At 45.5% G+C, this 21,123-nt stretch carries 17 protein-coding genes; 6 read left to right on the forward strand and 11 right to left on the reverse strand.

Going from position 1 to position 21,123, the window contains the following annotated elements; translation table 11 throughout:
* Window positions 1-2: 2 nt before the first annotated feature.
* A complete protein-coding gene (locus tag FCL48_RS25485) occupies window positions 3-518 on the reverse strand; it encodes a hydrogenase iron-sulfur subunit (RefSeq protein ID WP_169309238.1) in 516 nt (171 codons plus the stop codon).
* 76 nt (window positions 519-594) lie between these two features.
* Window positions 595-3,618: an FAD-dependent oxidoreductase gene (locus FCL48_RS15020; protein WP_136873257.1), complete on the reverse strand. Its 3,024-nt coding sequence runs from the start codon at window positions 3,616-3,618 to the stop codon at window positions 595-597.
* Window positions 3,619-4,135: 517 nt separating this feature from the next.
* On the opposite strand from FCL48_RS15020, the gene FCL48_RS15025 reads away from it, so the two are divergent.
* A complete protein-coding gene (locus FCL48_RS15025; protein ID WP_136873114.1) occupies window positions 4,136-5,605 on the forward strand; it encodes an ATP-binding protein in 1,470 nt (489 codons plus the stop codon).
* A 15-nt stretch (window positions 5,606-5,620) separates the two neighbouring features.
* Here FCL48_RS15025 and FCL48_RS15030 read toward each other — a convergent pair whose 3' ends face one another.
* Window positions 5,621-6,424: a DUF3786 domain-containing protein gene (locus FCL48_RS15030; RefSeq protein WP_136873115.1), complete on the reverse strand. Its 804-nt coding sequence runs from the start codon at window positions 6,422-6,424 to the stop codon at window positions 5,621-5,623.
* 318 nt (window positions 6,425-6,742) lie between these two features.
* Between FCL48_RS15030 and FCL48_RS15035 the strand changes: the two genes are divergently transcribed.
* From FCL48_RS15035 to rbr, 3 genes are all read left to right on the forward strand, one after another.
* Window positions 6,743-7,558: a DUF2279 domain-containing protein gene (locus tag FCL48_RS15035; protein ID WP_169309239.1), complete on the forward strand. Its 816-nt coding sequence runs from the start codon at window positions 6,743-6,745 to the stop codon at window positions 7,556-7,558.
* Window positions 7,559-7,643: 85 nt separating this feature from the next.
* Window positions 7,644-7,835 (forward strand): ferredoxin, encoded by a 192-nt coding sequence (locus tag FCL48_RS15040; protein ID WP_136873117.1) that lies wholly within the window; start codon window positions 7,644-7,646, stop codon window positions 7,833-7,835.
* 11 nt (window positions 7,836-7,846) lie between these two features.
* A complete protein-coding gene (gene rbr / locus FCL48_RS15045) occupies window positions 7,847-8,422 on the forward strand; it encodes a rubrerythrin (RefSeq protein ID WP_136873118.1) in 576 nt (191 codons plus the stop codon).
* A gap of 60 nt (window positions 8,423-8,482) precedes the next feature.
* Here rbr and dfsP read toward each other — a convergent pair whose 3' ends face one another.
* The 5 genes from dfsP to FCL48_RS15070 form a co-directional block, all read right to left on the reverse strand.
* Window positions 8,483-9,145, reverse strand: coding sequence for a DUF166 family (seleno)protein DfsP (gene dfsP, locus FCL48_RS15050; RefSeq protein ID WP_240744857.1), 663 nt, complete (start codon window positions 9,143-9,145; stop codon window positions 8,483-8,485).
* A 69-nt stretch (window positions 9,146-9,214) separates the two neighbouring features.
* The gene (locus FCL48_RS15055; protein WP_136873119.1) at window positions 9,215-9,601 is read right to left on the reverse strand and encodes a hypothetical protein; all 387 of its coding nucleotides are present in this window, start codon (window positions 9,599-9,601) and stop codon (window positions 9,215-9,217) included.
* A gap of 169 nt (window positions 9,602-9,770) precedes the next feature.
* Complete coding sequence (gene fdhF, locus FCL48_RS15060) at window positions 9,771-12,458, reverse strand: formate dehydrogenase subunit alpha (protein WP_136873120.1); 2,688 nt, start codon at window positions 12,456-12,458, stop codon at window positions 9,771-9,773.
* A 5-nt stretch (window positions 12,459-12,463) separates the two neighbouring features.
* Entirely contained in the window at window positions 12,464-14,245 is a 1,782-nt protein-coding gene (gene nuoF / locus FCL48_RS15065) for an NADH-quinone oxidoreductase subunit NuoF (protein WP_136873121.1), read from the reverse strand.
* A gap of 3 nt (window positions 14,246-14,248) precedes the next feature.
* Window positions 14,249-14,716 (reverse strand): NAD(P)H-dependent oxidoreductase subunit E, encoded by a 468-nt coding sequence (locus FCL48_RS15070; protein ID WP_136873122.1) that lies wholly within the window; start codon window positions 14,714-14,716, stop codon window positions 14,249-14,251.
* A gap of 378 nt (window positions 14,717-15,094) precedes the next feature.
* Between FCL48_RS15070 and FCL48_RS15075 the strand changes: the two genes are divergently transcribed.
* Complete coding sequence (locus FCL48_RS15075) at window positions 15,095-16,360, forward strand: radical SAM protein (RefSeq protein ID WP_136873123.1); 1,266 nt, start codon at window positions 15,095-15,097, stop codon at window positions 16,358-16,360.
* A 38-nt stretch (window positions 16,361-16,398) separates the two neighbouring features.
* Complete coding sequence (locus tag FCL48_RS15080) at window positions 16,399-16,986, forward strand: 5-formyltetrahydrofolate cyclo-ligase (protein WP_169309240.1); 588 nt, start codon at window positions 16,399-16,401, stop codon at window positions 16,984-16,986.
* Between the two features lie 52 nt (window positions 16,987-17,038).
* On the opposite strand, the gene FCL48_RS15085 is transcribed toward FCL48_RS15080, so the two are convergent.
* From FCL48_RS15085 to FCL48_RS15095, 3 genes are all read right to left on the reverse strand, one after another.
* Window positions 17,039-18,760, reverse strand: a complete 1,722-nt coding sequence (locus FCL48_RS15085; RefSeq protein WP_136873125.1) for a methyl-accepting chemotaxis protein — start codon at window positions 18,758-18,760, stop codon at window positions 17,039-17,041.
* A gap of 234 nt (window positions 18,761-18,994) precedes the next feature.
* Complete coding sequence (locus FCL48_RS15090) at window positions 18,995-19,312, reverse strand: 2Fe-2S iron-sulfur cluster-binding protein (protein WP_136873126.1); 318 nt, start codon at window positions 19,310-19,312, stop codon at window positions 18,995-18,997.
* A 66-nt stretch (window positions 19,313-19,378) separates the two neighbouring features.
* Window positions 19,379-21,097 (reverse strand): methyl-accepting chemotaxis protein, encoded by a 1,719-nt coding sequence (locus FCL48_RS15095; protein WP_136873127.1) that lies wholly within the window; start codon window positions 21,095-21,097, stop codon window positions 19,379-19,381.
* Window positions 21,098-21,123 lie beyond the last annotated feature (26 nt).

Here is a 21,123-nt window from a genome sequence, read left to right on the forward strand (position 1 = left end):
TATCAGGCAGCCTGTGTTTCTATGGTTGCGTTGTTGTTTTTCTTGTGTAAAGCAATTCCAAGAGGTGATGGCCCGAGTGAGATGATGCGTTCCGTGAATGCCGTACATATCTCTGCCCATCTCGGTCCCTGGGCAGCGGACAGATTATAGAATTCCACCCGTCTTGGATCTATACCAACCTTATGAATGAGCTTTTTTACCCTTGCCACTCTTTTTACTGCATTGAGATTTCCTTCCAGGAAATGACACTGTCCTTCAAGTCATCCTGCAGCAAAGACGCCGTCAACCCCTCTTTCAAAGGCCCGAAGCAGATAAATCTGGTCGAGCTTTCCGGTGCACGGCAGACGTATCACCTTCACATTGGTGGGGTAAGAAAGCCTCATGACACCTGCAAGGTCCGCCGCCGCAAAGGCGCAGTAATGGCAGGCAAAAGCCAGGATATTCGCCTTCCAGTTCTCGGGTACCTCACATTTTTTTTCAGGGCTTAGGATTTCTTTCTTCACTTCATCATGTGCCATACTCTTATCCTTTAGGTTAACTTAAGTGACCAGAGGAATTTGTTATACAAGCTAAACGATACTGGACTCCTGCTCGTTAGTGATCCGTCACAGAATCTACCATCGCAAGAATCTGATCATCACGGAAATAGTTGACCTGGTAGGCCTTTGCGGGGCAGACCCCGGCACAGATACCGCAACCGGTGCACTTCACTTCATTATGGCTGACCCGCCCATCCTCATCAATAAAAGGTGCACCAAACGGGCATTTCTTCACACAGGCCAGACATGACATGCAGATATCACGGTTATGCTTTGAAATCACCCCGGAGACACTCAGCTTGTCATTGGACAGTAGTGCACCCACACGGGCGGACGCGGCAAGGGACTGGCTGATGGTTTCTTCCAGATTTTTCGGTGCATGGGCCAGACCTGCCAGGAAGAACCCTTCGCTGGGGAAATCCACGGGGCGTAATTTGACGTGGGCTTCGAGTAAAAAGCCGTCAATATTACAGGTGAGTTTGAATTTTTTAGCAAAGTCATCACCATCCGGCTGCGGCCTGAAACCTGTAGACAGCACGAGATAGTCGGCATCAACCACCATATCTTTTCCCAGCACTGTCGAAAGAAACCTCACCCGGACCTTATCGCCGACCTGTTCCGTCTGTGGTTTTAAATCTGGGGTGTAAAGGAAAAAGAGAACTCCAATATCCCGTGCCTTTTTATAGTAGTCCTCTTTCAGACCATAGGCCCTCATGTCCCTGTAAAGGATAATAACCCTTGCCGTTGGAGATTTTTCTTTAATGGCAATTGCATTTTTTAAGGCGTCCTGACAGCAGATTCGAGAACAATAGTTGTCGGGATCCTCTCTTGAACCAACACACTGAATCATTACATAGGTCGCACCATCCTGAGGTCCCTGGTGATAGAGGTCAGACTCAAGCTCTCTTTGGGTGATCACCCTCTTGGAATCAGGGTATCCGTATTCCGTGGGTTGGTACTCGACGCCACCGGAGGCAATGAGCAGAGCGCCATGGGAAATCTTCTCACCATCTTCAAGCAGTGTCTCGAAGTTACCGACAAAGCCATCAATCTTATGTACCGTTTTTTCAAGATGTACTGTAATACTGGGGTTGTTTTCAACTTTTTGGATTGTATCAGCAAGGTAGGTCTGCACATCATCCCCATCGATGGTGGTATAGACCTTATGCAACAGCCCTCCCAGACTTTCCTGTCTTTCTATGAGATGTACACCATACCCTTGTGCAGCCAGGGACAGGGAAGCATTCATCCCGGCAATCCCTCCTCCAATCACAAGGGCTGTATGTTCCACCCCCACAGAAGCGGTGGTAACAGGTACCAGATTACGGGTTTTGGCGACATTCATGTTGACAATCTCAATGGCCTTACTCGTCGCATTTTCTTTGTCATTCATATGACACCAGGAACACTGTTCTCTGATATCGGCAAGCTCAAAGAGGAATTTATTCAATCCCACCTCACGGATGGTGTCCATAAAGAGAGGCCCGTGGGTCCTCGGGGTACAGGATGCAACCACAATACGGTTCAGTTTTTTTTCGGTAATCAGGTCACGGATTTTCTGCTGCCCGTCAGGGGCGCAGGCATATATAATTGTCTCTGAATGGGCAACACCCGGCTGGCCCGCCGCTTCAGCGGCAACTTTCTCCACATCGACAGTCCCGGCAATATTGGTTCCGCAATGGCAAACCACAACACCGATACGCGGTTCCTCCCCTATCGTATCCCGTTCATCGGGAAGCTTCACCTCAACAACCTGGCTGCCTCGCTTAGCGCCTAAAAGGGCCATGGCTTCAGCAGCAGCACCTGATCCCTGAATCACTGTTTCTGGAATATCCTTGGGCCCCTGATAGGTTCCAGCAACATAGACACCTTTTCTGGATGTTTCCACAGGGTGCAGTTTCGAGGTTTTGGCAAAACCGTATTCGTCGGCGCTGACACCAAAAATTTCGGCAAATTCTTTTGCATCTTCACGGGGTTCAAAACCAATGGATAAAATCACCATGTCAAATTCTTCATTGACAAGCTTTCCATCCTCTCCCACGGAATGGATAAAAAGATTTTGTGTCTCTGGATCTTCAATCACCTCGGAGACCATAGCCCTTTTGTAGACTACTTCTGCGTCATTTTTGGCCTTTTCAATATATTTGTCAAAATCCTTACCAAAGGCTCTCAACTCCATGTAAAAAACAGTGGATCGGACCTCTGGATCATGCTCTTTCGCTATAATTGATTGCTTAGCCGCATACATACAACAGACAGAGGAGCACCATGGATTTGCGTTGTGCGCATTTCTAGAACCAACACACTGAATCCAGGCAAGTCGTTTAGGGTGGGCACCATCAGAGGGACGGGCGACTTCGCCGCCACAGGGGCCGGAGGCTGAGAGTAACCGTTCAAACTGCAGGGCGGTTACAACATTTTTGTGTTTACCAAAACCAAATTCCCCTCGAATCTCAGGCTGATATGTCGCAAGCCCAGGTGTCAGAATGATTGAGCCGATATTGAGTTCAATCTCCTTACCTGTGTCTGTAAAGTTAATGGCGTTCGCTTCACAGGCCTTTTCACATTTTCGGCAGACATTTTTTGTCAGGTAAAGACAGTGTTGCGGATCAATAGCCCTCGTGTTTGGTACAGCCTGGGGAAACAGGGCATAGATAGCTTTACGTTTATTCAAGCCTTGATTAAAGGAATCAAAAACCTTCGATGGACAGGCTGGTTCACACGCACCGCATCCGGTACAGCGATCGGCATCAACATAGCGGGGTTGCTGGTTTATTTTTGCAACAAAATTACCTTCTTGACCATCAATAGATAATACTTTTGCAAGGGTATGCAGGTGTATATTGGGATGGCGGCTGGATTCAACCATTCGAGGGGAGATCATGCACATGGCACAGTCGCCGGTGGGAAAGGTCTTGTCAAGCCGGGACATGGTTCCGCCAATAGATGGCTCATCACTGACCATATGAACCATAAAGCCACTGTTGGCAAGATCGAGGGCCGCCTGCATCCCACCTATTCCAGAACCTACAACTAAAACTGAACCAATTTTATCGACATTTTCCTGCTGAGGGGTCATCCTGGTCACTTCGACATCCTCCGTTAGATTGGCCCCGATGAGCAAGTGGCTTTTACAGTGGTACTCACGGCCAGTTACTCCGGGTATGCACTCGCGTTGCGTTCACCTACAGGTAAAGGACTTAATCAATTATCATTATAATAAATATATAGGGTTATGATAGCTTTTTTTTATTGTTGTTGACAATTATCGATATCAGTAATGTTTTTTATTAGTAATTCTTACATATTTTATATTGAGTCCCATAGCTTACGCCCCAGTACCAGGTATTACAGACATAATTATTTACAGAAGATCTGTAACTCTAACTTTTAGAGTTACAGTCCCATATATCACGGCTTTTCAACAATGCTACCGCACCGCGCTGGACCCTGCTCAATCAACAAAACGTTGCCTGCAGAAAGCTTGGACTTGCCCTGATTATCAATTACTTTTATGATGAAAAAAAGACCCAAGCTTTGTTGTAAGATTTCCGGAACGTTGTTTTTTGCAAACAAAATTCACAAGGAATGAAGAGATGGAACTATTAGAGTCGGTGAACAGACCCAGTTCGGCAACAATTCTCGTCATCGATGATGAGGCGCGTATTCGCGATGCCTGCACCATCGTCCTCTCGGACCGTGGCTTCACAGTTGCATCGGCGGCCGACGGAGAAGAGGGGCTTGCCATGATTCGCAATGAACATTTCGACATAGTCCTTGTCGATTTGATGATGCCTACAATTTCAGGTTTTGACGTCCTTTCTGAAGTACGGAAAAACCACCCTGATACCGTAGTGATTGTCATTACAGGTTATGCCACCCTTGAGCATTCCATCGAGGCCATGAAAAAAGGGGCCTTTGATTTTATTCCAAAACCTTTTACACCGGATCAGCTCCGCGCGGTTGTTGATAAATCCCTGCAATACACAAACGCCCTCCAGGATATTGCTGAATCAAGATCAAGATTACGTGTCATGGTCAATCGCCTGACAGAAGGTGTTCTTACCACGGATATGAACAAGCGTATTGTTCAGGCAAATCCCGCCTTCCTCCATATGATCGGTTACCATGGTGAGGATGTCATCGGTAGAAGTGTCTCCGACGTCATCGACAATGAGACCATCCTGGAAGCCATAGACCAGACCCTGGCAATGACATCGGCTACTTTTGCTGAAATCACCAATGAACTGACGTTTTCAGACAACGGCGGTGAGAAGTACTACAGTAATCGATGCAGTCCATTTCTCAGTAATGCCGGAACGAACCTCGGCACCATCACGGTATTACACGACATTACAGCGTTAAAAAAAATAGACCAGATGAAAACGGACTTCGTTTCAATGGTTTCCCATGAAATAAGAAGCCCGATGAATTCTCTGTTGATGCAACTCAAAATTATCAGAGATGGCCTTGCGGGCGAGGTAACAGAGAAACAGCAGGAAATTCTTGACCGTGCCTCAGAAAAAATCCTCAATCTCAACAATCTGGTCACCGAGCTTCTCGACCTCTCAAGAATTGAATCCGGACTCATCTCCCACGAAAAAGAGATGGTGGATATTACGCAGCTCCTCAAAGATCAGCAAAAATTCCATACCCCTTACGCCGATAAAAACAATATTACTATCCATCTTGAAATTGCCGAAAACCTGCCGCCTATTCTGGCAAATCAGCAAAACATTGAGGAAGTGTTTTCCAACCTTATTACCAATGCAATAAAATATTCACCGAAAAATACGTCGATCAAAATTGGAGCAGTCGTTGAAAATGAGTATCTGAAAATCAATGTTACCGACAGCGGTTTTGGCATCGCGGAAGAAGATCTTAAAAACATCTTTAATCGCTTTTACCGGGTCAAAAATGCGACAACAAGAAATATACAGGGTACAGGACTTGGACTTGCCATTGTAAAATCGATTGTGGAATCTCACCATGGCAGTATAAGGGTGGAAAGTAAGCCTGGCGACGGCTCCACCTTTACAGTCAAACTTCCAACCGCATTGGCGTAAAGTTATTTGTAGCGGTTAAAACCCATGGTGCCGGGCTATTTTTTCCAGCATCTGGGCTATACCGGTTCCCAGGAAAAACGCTGACTCCACACCAAGATTGTCGTGCACTGTGGCATCGTAAAAAATATTGAGGCTTGAAGCCATGCCCTCTTCTGGCTTCCAGTAACAGATCATCATTGGCACAAGAGGTAGAGGATGGAGGACAACCGAGATATCTGATTCAAACTGCTGCTCTACGCTCTCACCATCAAACATGTGGATAACATCATCGAAGAAATCGGGATATTTATCGGCAAGTGACTTAAGAACCGCTTCCCCTCTTATATGAAAAAGACCATATTTTTCTCGGCCTCCCGGAATCTCCCGAAAAGAGATCCAGTCGCCTGCAGGCACATATCCTTTGGAGTTACAGACATATTCAAGCGCAGGTACAACCAACCAGGAAATAATATGAAGATCAGTACGAAATTGCGCGTCTTTATCAAAGGCAAAGGGTTTTCCCAGCACATTGACTTTCAACAGGTCCCCCTGTTTCTCTCCTGCAACCCGAGTTGCAACCTCCTCGTAATCAAGGCCCCGCAACTTCCGTTTGAGTTCAGAAACATATTGGTCTTCATCACTTTTTGTGGTAACAGCAGGATCGACTTTATTTTCATACAATGCTTTTTGCTCTGGAGACAGATGAGGACATTCCGAAATTTTTTTAAGCCCGGTGTATACTGCCCCCGCAAAAGCCAGACAGGTTTTTTCACCACATAATCTGCAGTTAGATTTATCGAGTAGAGCAAATATCTCCATTGCATTTTTCGGCTTTCCCATCACCAAAACCTCCCTGGCTATTTAATCTGGCAGGACACGTAACAAAATCACTCAATATCCATGATATATTATTCACAATATCTCTGTTTTGCAATTCAAACAACAACCACTTGACGAGTAGTAACAAACTATAGTATCAGTGGGATATTATGTTATAAAATATCAGCGGAAAACGAGAGAAGTTTCGCATTTCCTGTCTCCAAATCTTAAGCCCCGACAAAACACCCTATGAATCCGAAAAGAATCTCTCTTTCCACGGCTCTTACCTGTGCGTTAAGCTGCACACTGATATCTTCTTCTGTATATGCTCAGAGTTCTATGAATGAAGTACCAGAAACACAGGTTCCAGCAACATCTGTCAATAGTCTTCCAAACACTACCATAGATGAAGGCTGGTGGAGCAGCCAGCCCAAAGAAAAAAAACTACTCTACACCAATATCATAGCTGCATCCGTTATCGGTATTTGGGGACTTGCCGAATGGGATTATGGCTCAGAGGACTGGAATAATGCCGACGAAGGCTGGTTTGAACAGGATTCAAAATATGGTGGAGCCGACAAGCTTGGCCACTTCTGGGCTACCTACACCTTTGCAGACGCCCTCACCGGCCTTTACAAAAACTGGGGCTATGATTCCAAAACAGCAAATACCTACGCAACGATTTCTGCATGGAGCGTGCAAGCCTTTATGGAGGTTGCCGATGGTACAAGCGGGTCCCAGGGTTTTGCCTGGGAAGATATGGTCATGAACACCGCTGGCGCTTTAACCTCTGTACTTATGGAGAGGTACCCTGAGCTCGATCGGAAAATCGATTTTCGCGTGGAATATGTCTTTAATGTCGATGTGAACTCTATTTTTGATGACTATTCAAACCATTATTACTCCATGGTTTTAAAGCTCGATGGGTTTGATGCCATTGAAAACAGCTTCTTGAAATATCTTGAATTCCATGGCGGATACTATACGAGAGGTTACGAAGATGATGACGAAAAAGATGAACGTTTTCTCTACGCCGGAGTTTCCCTCAACTTTTCCAGATTTTTCAATCAAAACGGCTGGACAAAAACAGGAAAGACCCTTGAGTACCTGCAAGTTCCGTATACCGTTCTTAAAACATCCCACAACCTTGATTAGTTGATAGTGAGGGCGGTTGATCGATGCTATAAAGTGTACAATCCACACGGAATGTGTGGTTCATTCAACAAATAAAGGAGAAATAATGAAAGCAACTATCTCAAAACAGTGCATGGGTGATAGAAATTGTAACAAATTATGTCCTGAAGTTTTTGAATACGACGAAGATCAACTCCTGTCTATTGTCAAATACGACGAAATTCCGGCGCATCTGGAAGCAATTGTCAGGCAGGCGGCTGCCGAGTGTGGGGCTGATGCCATAACCATTATAGAGTAGGCGAGGAGCATATGGGTAGTTTCCGCGAAAGCCAGACAGCAAAAAACATACTGCTTTCCTATTCTGCAGAGACCCAGGCCAGAACGCGTTATGATTTTTTTGCAACTCAGGCAAAGGATGACGGTCTCATACAGATCTCAAAAATTTTTGATGAGACGGCTCGACAGGAGTACGAGCATGCGTTGCGATTTTTCAAGTTTTTCAACGGAGGTGAACTGGAGATAACCGGCACCTTTCCCGCCGGTGTCATTAAAGATACCCATGCAAACCTCATCGCTTCAGCGGAGCTAGAACTATACGTTCACGATAAACTCTACGCTGTCTTTGCAAAAATAGCGGAGGACGAAGGGTTTGCAAGAGCTGCTGACACCTTTGATGCCATCAATGTTTCTGAAAAATGCCATGAAATGATGTTTCGCGAGCTCGCTGACAATCTCGTAACCGGGCGTGTGTTTTCAAGAGAAACGGAGGTAACATGGAAATGTCTCGGCTGTGGCTACCACCATCTGGGCGCCACTCCGCCGGATAAATGTCCAGCCTGTGTAAAACCCCGCGGTTACTTCGAAGCGTATATTAAAAACTGGTAACAAAAAAGCCGTTCTCACTGTTGAGAACGGCTTTTTTCTTTGAGCAGTATCTTTTCTTGGTTAGTCTTCCACCACAGCCTCAATAATTTTCAAAGCTTTTTGCAGCTGTTTGTCATGGATCTTTCCTGCAAAATGGACAGGGCTCTTGCCATACATCGGATCCCAACCACTGGGGTCGGCACAGCAGTAAAACTGCGTTTCAAGGCCGATCTTTCTGGCAGCATCTTCAACAGGGTGGCCAATGAGTCGCTTTGCCACCTCCCAGGTTGCACCACAAGGCGCCCCCCGAACCACTTTAACATGTTTTACCAGCCCGTCTTCTACTTCAACTTTAAATTCCGGTGCACCAAAATATGTACCATAATGTCCAAGGCCCTCAAGGCGGGGCAGCCCACAACAGGTCGGTGGGGTTATGGCACCTTTTCCCGGCAACTTCTTGCCCGAGCCAATTACGGGAATTCCTTTTTTCTTACAGAGGCTTGCAAGGTCAGTTGATAAATCATTGTGCTTTAAAAAATCGAGAACAAGATCACAATCCAGATCTTTGGGCAATATTCCACTGGTATCATCGAGAACAGGGGGCAATATTTCATCAATATTGATAATGGTCAGGTCAAAGTATTGGGCTCCGTATTTTTTCAGACCTTCGATTTTCAGCTTACCACTGCCATTCTGCTGAAAAATTATCAATCGCTGTCTTTTAATATCATCGTGTTCTGCCACTTCTGCCACCTCATTTCCGTTGTAATCGACTTTGCATTGTTTTTATAACAATCAACTGAGCAACTCGGCCTATATATCCAACCTCACCCATCTGGTACAGTATCTGTATCCGGTCTCGAGAAGCTTCTTCTTATTCTGCATAGGTTGTACAAAAACAAGAAATCCTCCCGATGGCTCGCGGGCAAGTAACATACCTCCATCAAGAGTAACACTTTCCTCTTTTGACGCAATTATAATAGTGTTTTTCACCTCAGTAATTTCAAGCTCTTCATCCTGGTATTGAAAATATGCCATCTGGGCCATTGCATGATATTCATGTTTGGCATGAGCCTGATCTTTCGTTGTCATTACATGGATATAGCCAGGTTCTTTAATAGCGATTTCAGGGATTATAATGACCGATTCACAACTGCAGAGGATTTTACCATCCGATTCAATTCTTATTCGCTCAGACATTTCTTTTCGACCCCAATATATTCACAAAAAAACGGGAAACTGATGTTCCAGCTTCCCGTTCAGGTAATAATTTATCTCACACTAGACTCGCCTGCAACACCTCAAAAGCCTGTTTACTATTGAGCCAGAGGTGAACCAACACAGCCTCCAGCATCACGACTCCAGCTCCTTAAGGTTTTTCAATCTTTACTGCGCAGACTTTCGCCTCCATTATCTTACAGATGGGATCCATGGCATCACTGGTCAGCAGATTTGCAGCCGCCTCCCGATAGTGAAACGGTATAAATACCACATTTTGTGGGACAATCTTACTTACCCTTGCCTTCAGGTTGATTGTTCCACGTCGTGAACTCACCGTAAGCTTTTCTCCATCAGCCACCCCTAAAACATCGGCATCTGCCGGGTTTATTTCGACAAAGGCCTCAGGTGAAACGCGGTTCAATCCGGTTGAGCGCCTTGTCATTGTGCCGGTGTGGTAATGAAAGAGCTGCCTGCCCGTCGTAAGCACATAAGGAAACTCTTTGTCCGGTAACTCTTTTGAGGAAACAAATGGAATGGGTGAAAATAATGCCTTACCACCTTCCCTGTTGAAACCATCTTTGAAAAGATATTCCGTACCAGGATGATCAGCGGTTGGGCAGGGCCATTGAAGACTGGTTTCCTGCAAACGGCTATAGTTTATACCGGCAATACCGGGCCACAGTCCAGCAACTTCGTCAAAGACACTTGAAGGATCTACTGTATGCGTCAGATCACCATCACCCACTATTCTTTTGTACAGCTGGTCAATAATGACCAGATCAGACTTCGCCTGACCGGGTGGATTTATCGCCTTTCTCACCCTTTGTACCCGGCGCTCCGAACAGGTAAAGGTTCCGTTCTTTTCGGCAAAGGACGCTCCGGGCAAAACCACGTCGGCCAGCTGTGCGGTTTCAGTCATGAAAATATCCTGAACGACTAAAAATTCAAGGCTGGAGAAGGCTTTAACAGAGTGGGTGGTATTCGGATCACTCAGTGCAGGATTCTCTCCAAAGATATACATACCCTTGAGACTGCCATCAAGCATGGCCTCTGTCATCATCGTTGCAGGAAGACCAATTTTAGCAGAGAGCGAAGTGCCCCAGGCTTTTTCAAATTTTTCCTGGATAGCGGGAACATCAACTTTCTGATACCCTGGATATACATTGGGTAATCCACCCATATCACAGGCACCCTGAACATTATTTTGTCCCCTCAACGGATTCACGCCGCAGGCGGGTTTCCCAAGGTTACCGGTTAGCATGGCAAGGTTTCCAACGGCCATTACATTGTTGGTGCCCATTACATGCTGGGTAATTCCCATCGCATAATAAATACCTGCACTTCCAGCCTCAGCATAGATACGGGCGGCCTTGATGATATCTCCTGCGGGCACCCCGGTCATCTCCTCACCGTACTCGGGTGTAAAAGGTGCCAGGGATTCGACAAAGGCTTCATATCCCTCTGTCCTCTCATTGATAAAATCCTTGTCTTCCAGACCTTCGGCCAGAATAACATTCATCATGCTGTTGAGAAGGACAGAATCCGTACCTGGACGATGCCTGAGCCAGAGCGTTGCAAATTTAACAAGTGGAATTTTGCGAGGATCTGCAACTATCAGCTTTGCACCTTTCGCAACAGCCTCTTTCATGCGAAGCGCGATAATAGGATGGTTTTCGGTTGTATTCGAGCCAATAACAAAGATCGCATCGTTATCTGCAATCTCAGCTACGGAGTTTGTCATTGCGCCAGAACCAAATTTTGCGGCCAGACCGGCCACGGTTGCACTGTGTCAGTAGCGTGCACAATGATCTACGTTGTTGGTACCCAAACCCGCTCTGAATAGCTTTTGGAAGAGATAGTTTTCTTCGTTGGTACAGCGGGCAGAACAAAGCCCTGCAACACTGTCGGAACCATGCTGTTGCTGAAGCGAGGTAAATTTACCTGCAACATAATCAAGCGCTTCCTCCCAGGTCGCTTTTTCAAATGGAGCACCCTTTTCCTTGCGGATAAGAGGTGTCGTCAGGCGTTCATTACTGTTAATAAACTCATAGCCAAATCTCCCCTTTACGCACAACCAGCCACGGTTGTGATTGTCGGAAGCAGATTCAACCCGAATGACCTTATCGCCATGGGTGCGCAGAGTAATGTTACAGCCACACCCACAATAAGTACATGTGGTATCTGTTTTCACAACACCTTCAGATCGGGGCTTGCCTGACCAGAGGCTTCCTGTAAGGGCGCCGGTCGGACAGACGGAAACACACTGGCCACAAAATTCGCAATCAAGGTCGTGGCCAAAGGGAGTAATAACCTTGGCTTCAAAGCCTCTTTCTGAATAACCAATAGCACCGACGCCCTGGACCTCGTCACAGACCCTGACACAGAGGCCACACATAACACATTTATTCTGGTCTCTTATGATAAACGGGTTATGGTCGATTCGGCTATGATCACGAACCTCCCCGACAAATCTATTTTCTCGAATTCCGTACAAATACGCCAGTTCCTGCAACGTACAATCACCGGAACTGCTGCAGACCATACAGTCGTTGGGGTGGTCGGAAAGGAGCAATTCAACCGTTGTTTTTCGTAATCGGTAGAGTCGCTCACTATTGGTTTTGACAACCATGCCCTCAGTTGCAGGAGTTGTACACGAAGTAACAGGTTTTGGCATGCCAGCAATTTCCACAATACACAGTCTGCAAGCCCCGAAAGGCTTCAGACGTGCATCGTGACAGAGTGTCGGGACATCTATGCCAAGTTTCTGCGCTGCCTCCAGTACCGTAGTTCCCTTTGCAACAGATACATCTTTTCCATCAATATTTAGATTTAACATAGCAGCTACTCCTTGAGTACAGCACTGAATTTACAGGCATCGAAACATGACCCACACTGTATACAAAGAGAATTATCTATTTTATGGGGTTGCTTCTTCTCACCTGAAATTGCATTGACAGAACATGCTCGCATACACATTCCACAGCCAACACACATATCTTGACGAATAAAAAATGTCAGCAGTTTATTACATACCTTGGCTGGACATTTTTTTTGCTTGATGTGCGCCTCATACTCGTGGCGGAAATACTTGATAGTACTGAGGACAGGATTAGGAGCGGACATTCCCAATCCACAGAGGCTGGAATCACGAACATCTTCTGCAAGTTCCTGAAGGAGTTCAATGTCCCCCTCCTTGCCCTCGCCCTCGGTAATTCTGGTTAAAATCTCTAAAAGACGCTTGGTTCCTAAACGACAAGGAACGCATTTTCCACAGGATTCGGACTGGGTAAATTCGAGGAAAAATTTAGAGATATTTACCATGCAGTCCGTTTCATCAAGAACCACCATACCTCCGGACCCCATCATGGATCCAACAGAGGCGAGGCCTTCATAATCAACCGGAAGATCTATGTGCTGCTGAGGAATACAGCCACCGGATGGCCCACCGGTCTGCACCGCCTTGAAAAGTTTGTCCCCTTCAATCCCGCCACCAATGTTGAAGATAATCTCTTTTAGCGGCATACCCATGGGGATTTCGATTAAACCAGTATTTCTAATCTTACCTGTCAGGGCAATAACCTTGGTACCTTTGCTCTTTGCAGAGCCTATAGCAGCATACCAGTCAGCACCTTTGTTGAGGATATGGGGCAGGTTAGCAAAGGTTTCCACATTGTTGATGATGGTAGGTTTACCCCATAGTCCCTTGTTTGCGGGAAACGGTGGTTTTGCCCGTGGCATACCACGTTCACCTTCAATAGAGGCAATCAGAGCCGTCTCTTCACCGCAGACAAAAGCACCGGCACCAAGCTTTACTTTAATCTTCAGGTTAAAATCGGTGCCAAAGAGTTTCTCCCCGAGAAAGCCTTTTTCTTTGGCCTCTTTCAGGGCGAGATGCAGTCGGTCAACTGCCAGCGGATATTCCGCTCTGATGTAAACATAGCCAACGGTGGCCCCAATGGCGTAGGCACCGATGATCATTCCTTCAATCATTGCATGGGGATTGCCTTCAACCACGGACCGATCCATAAAGGCACCGGGGTCACCTTCATCCGCATTACAGATGATGTAATATTGGTCGGAATCGTTTGCAGCACAAAAACCCCATTTGACGCCGGTTGGAAAACCACCGCCTCCACGTCCGCGTAAACCCGATTTTTTGACGGTCTCAATAACTTCAGCAGGCGTCATTGTCGTCAGTACTTTTTCTGCTGCCTTGTAGCCGTCAACACGAATATACTCATCAATGGATTCGGGATCGATTTTACCGAGATCTCCCAACACTATCTTGGTCTGATTATCGTGAAAAGTATGATAATCGTCACCGACGAGCCACTCACTAACGGGTCTTGCGCCAATGCAGTGATCACTGACCAGCCTTTTCACCATATCAGGTTGAATATACTGATAGGTTGAAACGATGCCATTAACAGAGATATCAACCAGCACGTCTCTTGCGCAAAACCCACGACAGCCGACCTTATGGAGGCGAGAGTGTTCTACTACCGTCGCATTGGCCACACCGGCCTCTGCAAACTCCTCCTGAAATGCCTTCATCACCATATCGCCACCTGCTGCGATGCCGCCGGTGCCCATGCATACACTTACCACTATTTCACTATTCATGGTTTAACCCTTATGTTCCTTAAGACTTTTAACCATTTTACTTGGCGTAACTTTTCCAAGCACCTTTTCGTTGACAAGAACAACCGGAGCAATACTGCACGCGCCGACGCAGTTTACCCGCTCCAGAGTAAATTGCATATCTTTGGTGGTGACCTGGTCTTCACCGAGTTTAAGATCTTCTCGAACTTTGGCAATAATGCGGGGGGCTCCTTTTACGTGGCAGACAGTACCACAGCAGACGGTAACAATATTTTTACCACGAGGGTGTTGATGAAATTGAGAATAAAACGTTACCACACCGTAGTATTTTGATGCTGGAATGTTTGAGCGCTCAGAAAACCAGTGAACAACTTCTTCCTGTATATAGCCAAACTCTTTTTGAATTTCCTGCAGAACAGTGATTATATTGTCTTCATTGGCAGCACATTTATCATATATTGCCTCCAGAGTTGCCGTCGTCTGCGTGTCCATATACGTCTCCGTAAAAATGAGTCTTCACTCCATGTCTGCTTGTCACAGAGCGTTGAAATTATATCTACCAGCTAAATTATTGTTTTATATGTTTATTCTATAATCTACATTCTTATGATTTTTCACCCTTTCAGGTGTTATTTTGTCCACTATTGCCACAACAGCAGCCCTTGATTTTGTCAAATTTGTAAATATAACCTAAAATGCAGAATATTTCCAACAAGTTTCCTGGCCATTCCCCTTTGATAATTCTTTTGAACAATGAACAAATGCAGCACATTGACAGTGCCATCTCAAAGAGGTACTAATGAGCTGTCCTGTCATCAGAACTTATCCTTTGACAGGCAGCACACCCCTCTATTTTCTTCGTATGAGAATATGACTACAGCCTCCCTCAACACTCAGTGTAAATTTTCTTTACGGGTAAACGGCTGTACAACCTTTCCCAAAATATCGTACCCTACCCATCCAGGCATATACAACACACTTGAAACTGAACAGCATGTTTTTCACTTCAACCTCAACAATGAGATAATCAGAGCCAAAGGGAAAGATAAAAACTGGCGTCACCCCCACGAGTGGTTTAAGCGTACCATGGGAAATGACTGGGTATATTATTCCACAGGGGGCTATACCGGGGTATTTGAAGCTACCGGTGAATATTACCTGCCAAACTTCAACTATTCAAGCAACAACATCATTGGTGGCAATCCCTTCAAGGCAAAAGAAATATCCGGTTTTGCAGATGATTGGTTTACCTTCCTTCAGGCAGCGGCAAACGCCGAGTTGTATGCACCAGCCGAGCGGAGTTTTCTCTATGAAGTACTGTTAAATAATCCTACCAGACTGCAAGCAAAGGCACAGCTGCTCCACAATATTATTGGTGGCCAGGTTTCAGTCCTGCCTCCCGATGCAAGACACGTGGGCTACAATCTCATACCTGTTACAATCTCAAGAGGCTGCCTCTACAAATGCAGGTTCTGCAGCGTAAAAAACAATCATCCGTTCACAGAACTTCCCCTGACGGATATCGATCAGCAAATAGAGGAACTGCGAAGGTTATATAGCAATGATCTCATCAACTACAATGCTATTTACCTCGGTGAGCATGACGCTCTCAATGCGGCACCTGGCACTATACTCCACAGCATTCATAAGTCCTATAACAGATTTGGCCTCTACGACTCTTACTTGGAAGGCGTCTCTTGTTTTTTCTTTGGTTCTGCCACTTCAATACTTGAGGCCCCGGAACAACTTTTTTTCGAGCTGAATCAAATTCCCGGAATGGTATATATCAATATTGGCCTCGAATCCCCAAACCAGACCACCTTGGATCAACTCGGCAAACCGATTACCTCAGCACAGGTGTGGGACGCCTTCAAACGAATCCAGTCCCTGAACAGGGCTTATACACATCTTGAAATTTCTGTGAATTTTATCATGGACGAAAACCTTCCTGCAGCTCACTACAGAGAGGTTGAACAGCTTATCCGGGATACCGAATTTTTCCAACAGGCAAAAGGAACTGTCTATTTCAGTCCTCTTAGCTTTGATAAACCATCAAGGTCACGGATGTTTGAATTTAACCGACTCAAGCTCATGAGTCGGTTCCCGACCTTTCTTTATATTATTCAACGTCTATGAGGCATCAAAAAATTATACAAACACCAAACGGAGATATCATGACAACAGACCCAGGACAGCTTCGTAAAGCCACACTGCAGGCAAGAGACCGGCTCTCTCAGGATGAAATGGCAGTTGCATCGGAAGCAATCTGTGACAAGATCCTCAAGTTACCCGAAATTATCAACAGTCAAACAATCTTTGCCTATGTAAGCTTTCGGAGTGAAGTGGCAACATACAAACTTATTGAGAGCCTTCTTGCAGCGGGGAAAACCGTTGCGGTTCCCATCACAAGGGTTGCCGAGAAGCGACTTGATGCCGTAAAAATAACAAGCATCAGTGACGATCTTGAGCCCGGCTATTGTAAGATACCCGAGCCCACGGACACGCTGTGCAGAACCAATACGATTGTGCCCGATACAATCGGGGTAATTCTGCTTCCTGGTTCCGTTTTTGACAAAAGAGGTGGAAGATTCGGCTATGGAGGTGGATACTATGACAGATTTGTCTCTAATATCCCGGATGCTTTTCGAATTGGTCTCGCCTATGATCTTCAGATAGTGGAAAAAATCCCACTGCAACCCCATGACGAACTGCTTGATTACGTTGTCACTCCGTCTGCAGTGTATAAAGGAAATAGGAAATAAAAAAGGGGAGCTCCAATTCGTAACGGAGCTCCCCTTTTTTTAATGTAGACAATTAAATTTTAAACATATCAACCAGTCTCTTCAGGTCTTGAGCCAGCTTCTGCAGATCAGCTGAACTGGATTCAACCTGAGAGCTGCCGCCGGAAACCTCGGCAGTTGCGCTGTTCACCAGTGCAATCTCCGAGGTGATGGTTGAGGCTACAACGGAAATCTGGCTGACATTTTCATTGACCTCACCAAGACCATCCGCTGCCTGGTTAATATTCATGGCAATCTCTTCCGTTGCCTTGGACTGTTCGCCGACGGCCGTCGTAATCATTGCCACAATTTCATTTACATTATTAATAACCTTGGTTATCTCTTCAATATCTGCAACAGTATTTTCTGTTGTAAGCTGCACATCTTCAATCTTGGTCTTAATATCGAGAGTGGCTTCAGCAGTTTGTTTGGCAAGCTCCTTTATTTCGTTTGCAACAACGGCAAAACCCTTGCCCGCCTCTCCAGCCCGGGCAGCCTCAATTGTTGCATTGAGCGCCAGAAGATTCGTCTGCTCGGATATCTCCGTAATTGTCTCTGTCACTTTACTGATTGCGTTGGCTGACGCGCCAAGTTTGGCCATCCGTTGTGAAGTCGCTTCCGCCTGGATCACCGCCTTGCCTGAAATATCACTTGCCTGGCTTGAATTGTGAGCGATCTCATTTATAGTGGCGGTCATCTCTTCCGCAGCGCTTGCAACCATACTGGTGTTGGTCGTCGACTCTTCCATTGCTGCCGCAACATTATTAAGATTCGCACTCATTTCTTCAGCCGCAGTAGCCACAGTCTCAGAACGTCCTGAGGTATCCTGGGAACTGCGAGCCAGGCTGTTTGCCACAGAGGACAAGGTTATAGCCTCATTCCCCAGGGCCTCGGTGTTGCTGGCGATCGAACCTATAATACCCTGGAGTTTTTCGATAAAAATATTAAACCATCCTGCAAGTTCGCCAATTTCGTCTCTCCCCTTAATCTGAATTCTTTTAGTCAGATCTCCTTCCCCTTCGGCAATATCTTTAAAATTGACGATCATGAGTTTCAATGCATTGACCAGTCCAAAAACAATCAACAGGCACAGTGTAATAATACCACCAAAAATAACACCAGTCGTAATAAGCATGGTGGTCAGATTTTTAGAAACTTGGGCGTTGATATGGTCGGTCATCTGAGCTTTGTAGGCCTCTATATTATCAAGGTATACTCCTGTACCAAGCCACATTTCCGACCCTGGAATCATTTCTGCGTAACCGAGCTTTGGTGTGTCTTCTGCACCCGGCTTTGGCCAGATGTATTCAACAAAACCTCCTCCATTTTTCGCTGTATCCCGTAATTCTCGGACAAGATAAAAATCATTTTTATCTTTAAGATCACCGAGATCCTTCCCATGCAGACTTTTGTTCGATGGCAATGCGACGCAGGTCGTTCCCTCATAGACAAAAAGGTACCCAGAACTATCCTCCTCAAAACGAATATCATCGATGAGTCTTCGAATTATCTCAATTCGTTCCTCTTTATCTGATATCCCTTCAATGGCATGGCCAACGGTAAGGGCTGCGGTATGGCTTGCCACCTTGATTTTGTCTTTTTGATCACTGAGCATAACTGAACTTACTTCCTGAAGCCCAAGGTCCCTGACCTTGTTTCCATTTTGAACTGCGAAAAAAATCATCAAAAGAAACAAAACAAGTATGGATGCAATAATAAGATACATCCTGCCTTTGACTGAAAACCTGTTGAGCATTGTCTACCCCTTTTACTATAACTGTATTTTAATTAAAATTTACGGTTGTATCACCTGTGGAAAGTGAAAACATCCAATAATTGTTGTATCTACGGCACTTATTACAAAGTAGTATATGTGAATATTTTTGAATTGTACAATTTTTGAATTTTTTATTGCGGATTTTTGGTGGACCCTTTAATTCTCTGCTGTTTGCCAGGTACAACAGCTCTGTTAGAGTATGTTCTCTAATGATTATTTTTTAGAGCAGATTGAGTCAAGTTCTTCAGCAATGGGCAGGTAAAGGACAATATCTCTCAGGGTATGTGTCTGGCAGGCAAGACGCCACCCCTCTGCAATTTTCTCTGGCCCAAGACGTAATTTTTCAGGATCGTTTACCGGGGAGAGTTTATCACCACCCTCAAGAATACGTACTCTACAACAGCCGCACCCAGCCTTGCCACCGCAAACCGTATGAACAGGCTGCTCAGCGTTAAGAAGAGAGAGAAGAAGACTGCGCCCAGGCAGGGCTTCGACAGTTGCCCCTGTATTATCAATAGTGATCTTAGCCACACTGGATCCTTTTCAGAAAACGGTCACGCTCTGTACAATCAGAAGCGTGACCCATAGAACAATTTATCAAATAGTAAATTCATTTATTATACTGCGCAGTTCCTTGGCAAGTTCGCGCAGACGAATCGCATTCTCACTCATTTCATGACTTTCAGCAGCCACCACTGAAGAATTCTTGCTGACCGTATTGATATCGGTTGCAACATTATCTGCGACGACAGAACTATGACCTACATTTTGGGTAACCTCCTGAATACCAAGAGTTGCCTGGGAGATATTTTCGGCAATTTCACTTGTGGTCTGACTTTGTTTTGCAACTGCATCAACAATGATCGCCACAGTTTCGTCAACCTCTGAAATGACCGAACTTATCTGTCCGATCTGGCCAATCGTTTCGGTTGTAGAAGTCTGGATACCTTCAATCTGCATTCGGATTTCGTTGGTTGCATTGGCCGTTTGTTGGGCGAGATCTTTAATTTCATTTGCAACAACAGCAAATCCTTTCCCTGCCTCGCCCGCTCTTGCCGCTTCTATCGTTGCATTAAGGGCCAGCAGATTGGTCTGTTCCGATATCTCGGTGATGGTTTCAGTAACTCTCCCTATTTTTCCTGCTGCAAGTCCCAGCTCATCCACCTTCTGAGAGGCGGAGGCCGCCTCTTTCACGGCACTTGAGGTAATCCGTTGCGCATTATCGGTGTTTTTTACAATATTATTAATGGTCTCCGCCATTGCCTTGGTTGCTTCCGACACCAATGAAATATTTGTCGAGGCCTCTTCTGTCGCAGCGGCCACCGAAATCATATTTGCACTCATCTCTTCTGCAGCTCTGGCAACAGACATAGAACGTGTGTTCATCTCTCCACTGCCACGCTGAAGACTGAGCCCTGATTCACTCATTTCGGCCGATTTCGTCTCCAGGATATCTGCTGTAACACTGATTTTATTGACGACATGACGCAATTGATCCTTCATATTCTGCAAATCGCCAGAAATACGTCCAAACTCATCATTGCCAATATCTTCAATCGTACCAGTAAGATCTTTTTCAGCGATTTTTTTAATCTCACCGGAGGACTTTTCTAAAGGTTTAAAAATACTTATCCTGAGTAAAAACAAGGTGATCACAGAACAGATGGCCAGCACCAAAAGGGTATAACCGGAAAGTGCCATAATAGAATGAGTGACCTTTTTGTTCACTGCATCCAGGGAGCTGATGATTTCAAAGGCACCATGAATTTCCCCAACCTTCCATCCTTCCAAAGTTCCTCCTGTTGGATCTATCTGCCCCTTCGGGTCGCCATGACAGAACAAGCACTCCTCTGTCAGTTTGATAGGTTTAAAATACCTGATTTCATCTTTACTTATCACCACTTTGTCTTCGAGGTTATTCTTTTTTATCTCATTTAAGATGGTCAACTCAAAAGGGGTTGGAGTGTTGCTGGAATTGCGGGGATTAACCTTTGGTACCCTAAAGGTATATCCCGATTTTTGTGCGTTGACAGCGGCTGTTTGCATAGCCGTTACAATGGGAACCGCTTCGATAACTTTATCAGGAGCTATTTGATCGAATGGCTTGATGATGCCAATTTGCAATTTTTTCGACATTTGATTGCGCGTGGCCTCTGCCATCAGTACTATTGCTCTGCTCTTATCAATCACAGAATTCTCAGCATTTGTGCGTAGATCCTGAATTCGCAGAACAGCAAATATGACGGCAATGACCACTGGCCCAGACAGCGCCAGGATCATCATTTTCCATTTGATTGATATATTTCCAAACCACATAACCCGTTCTCCTCAAATATATTGAT

Origin of the sequence: Desulforhopalus sp. IMCC35007 (assembly GCF_005116575.1) — a bacterium.
Classification (GTDB): Bacteria; Desulfobacterota; Desulfobulbia; order Desulfobulbales; family Desulfocapsaceae; genus Desulforhopalus_A.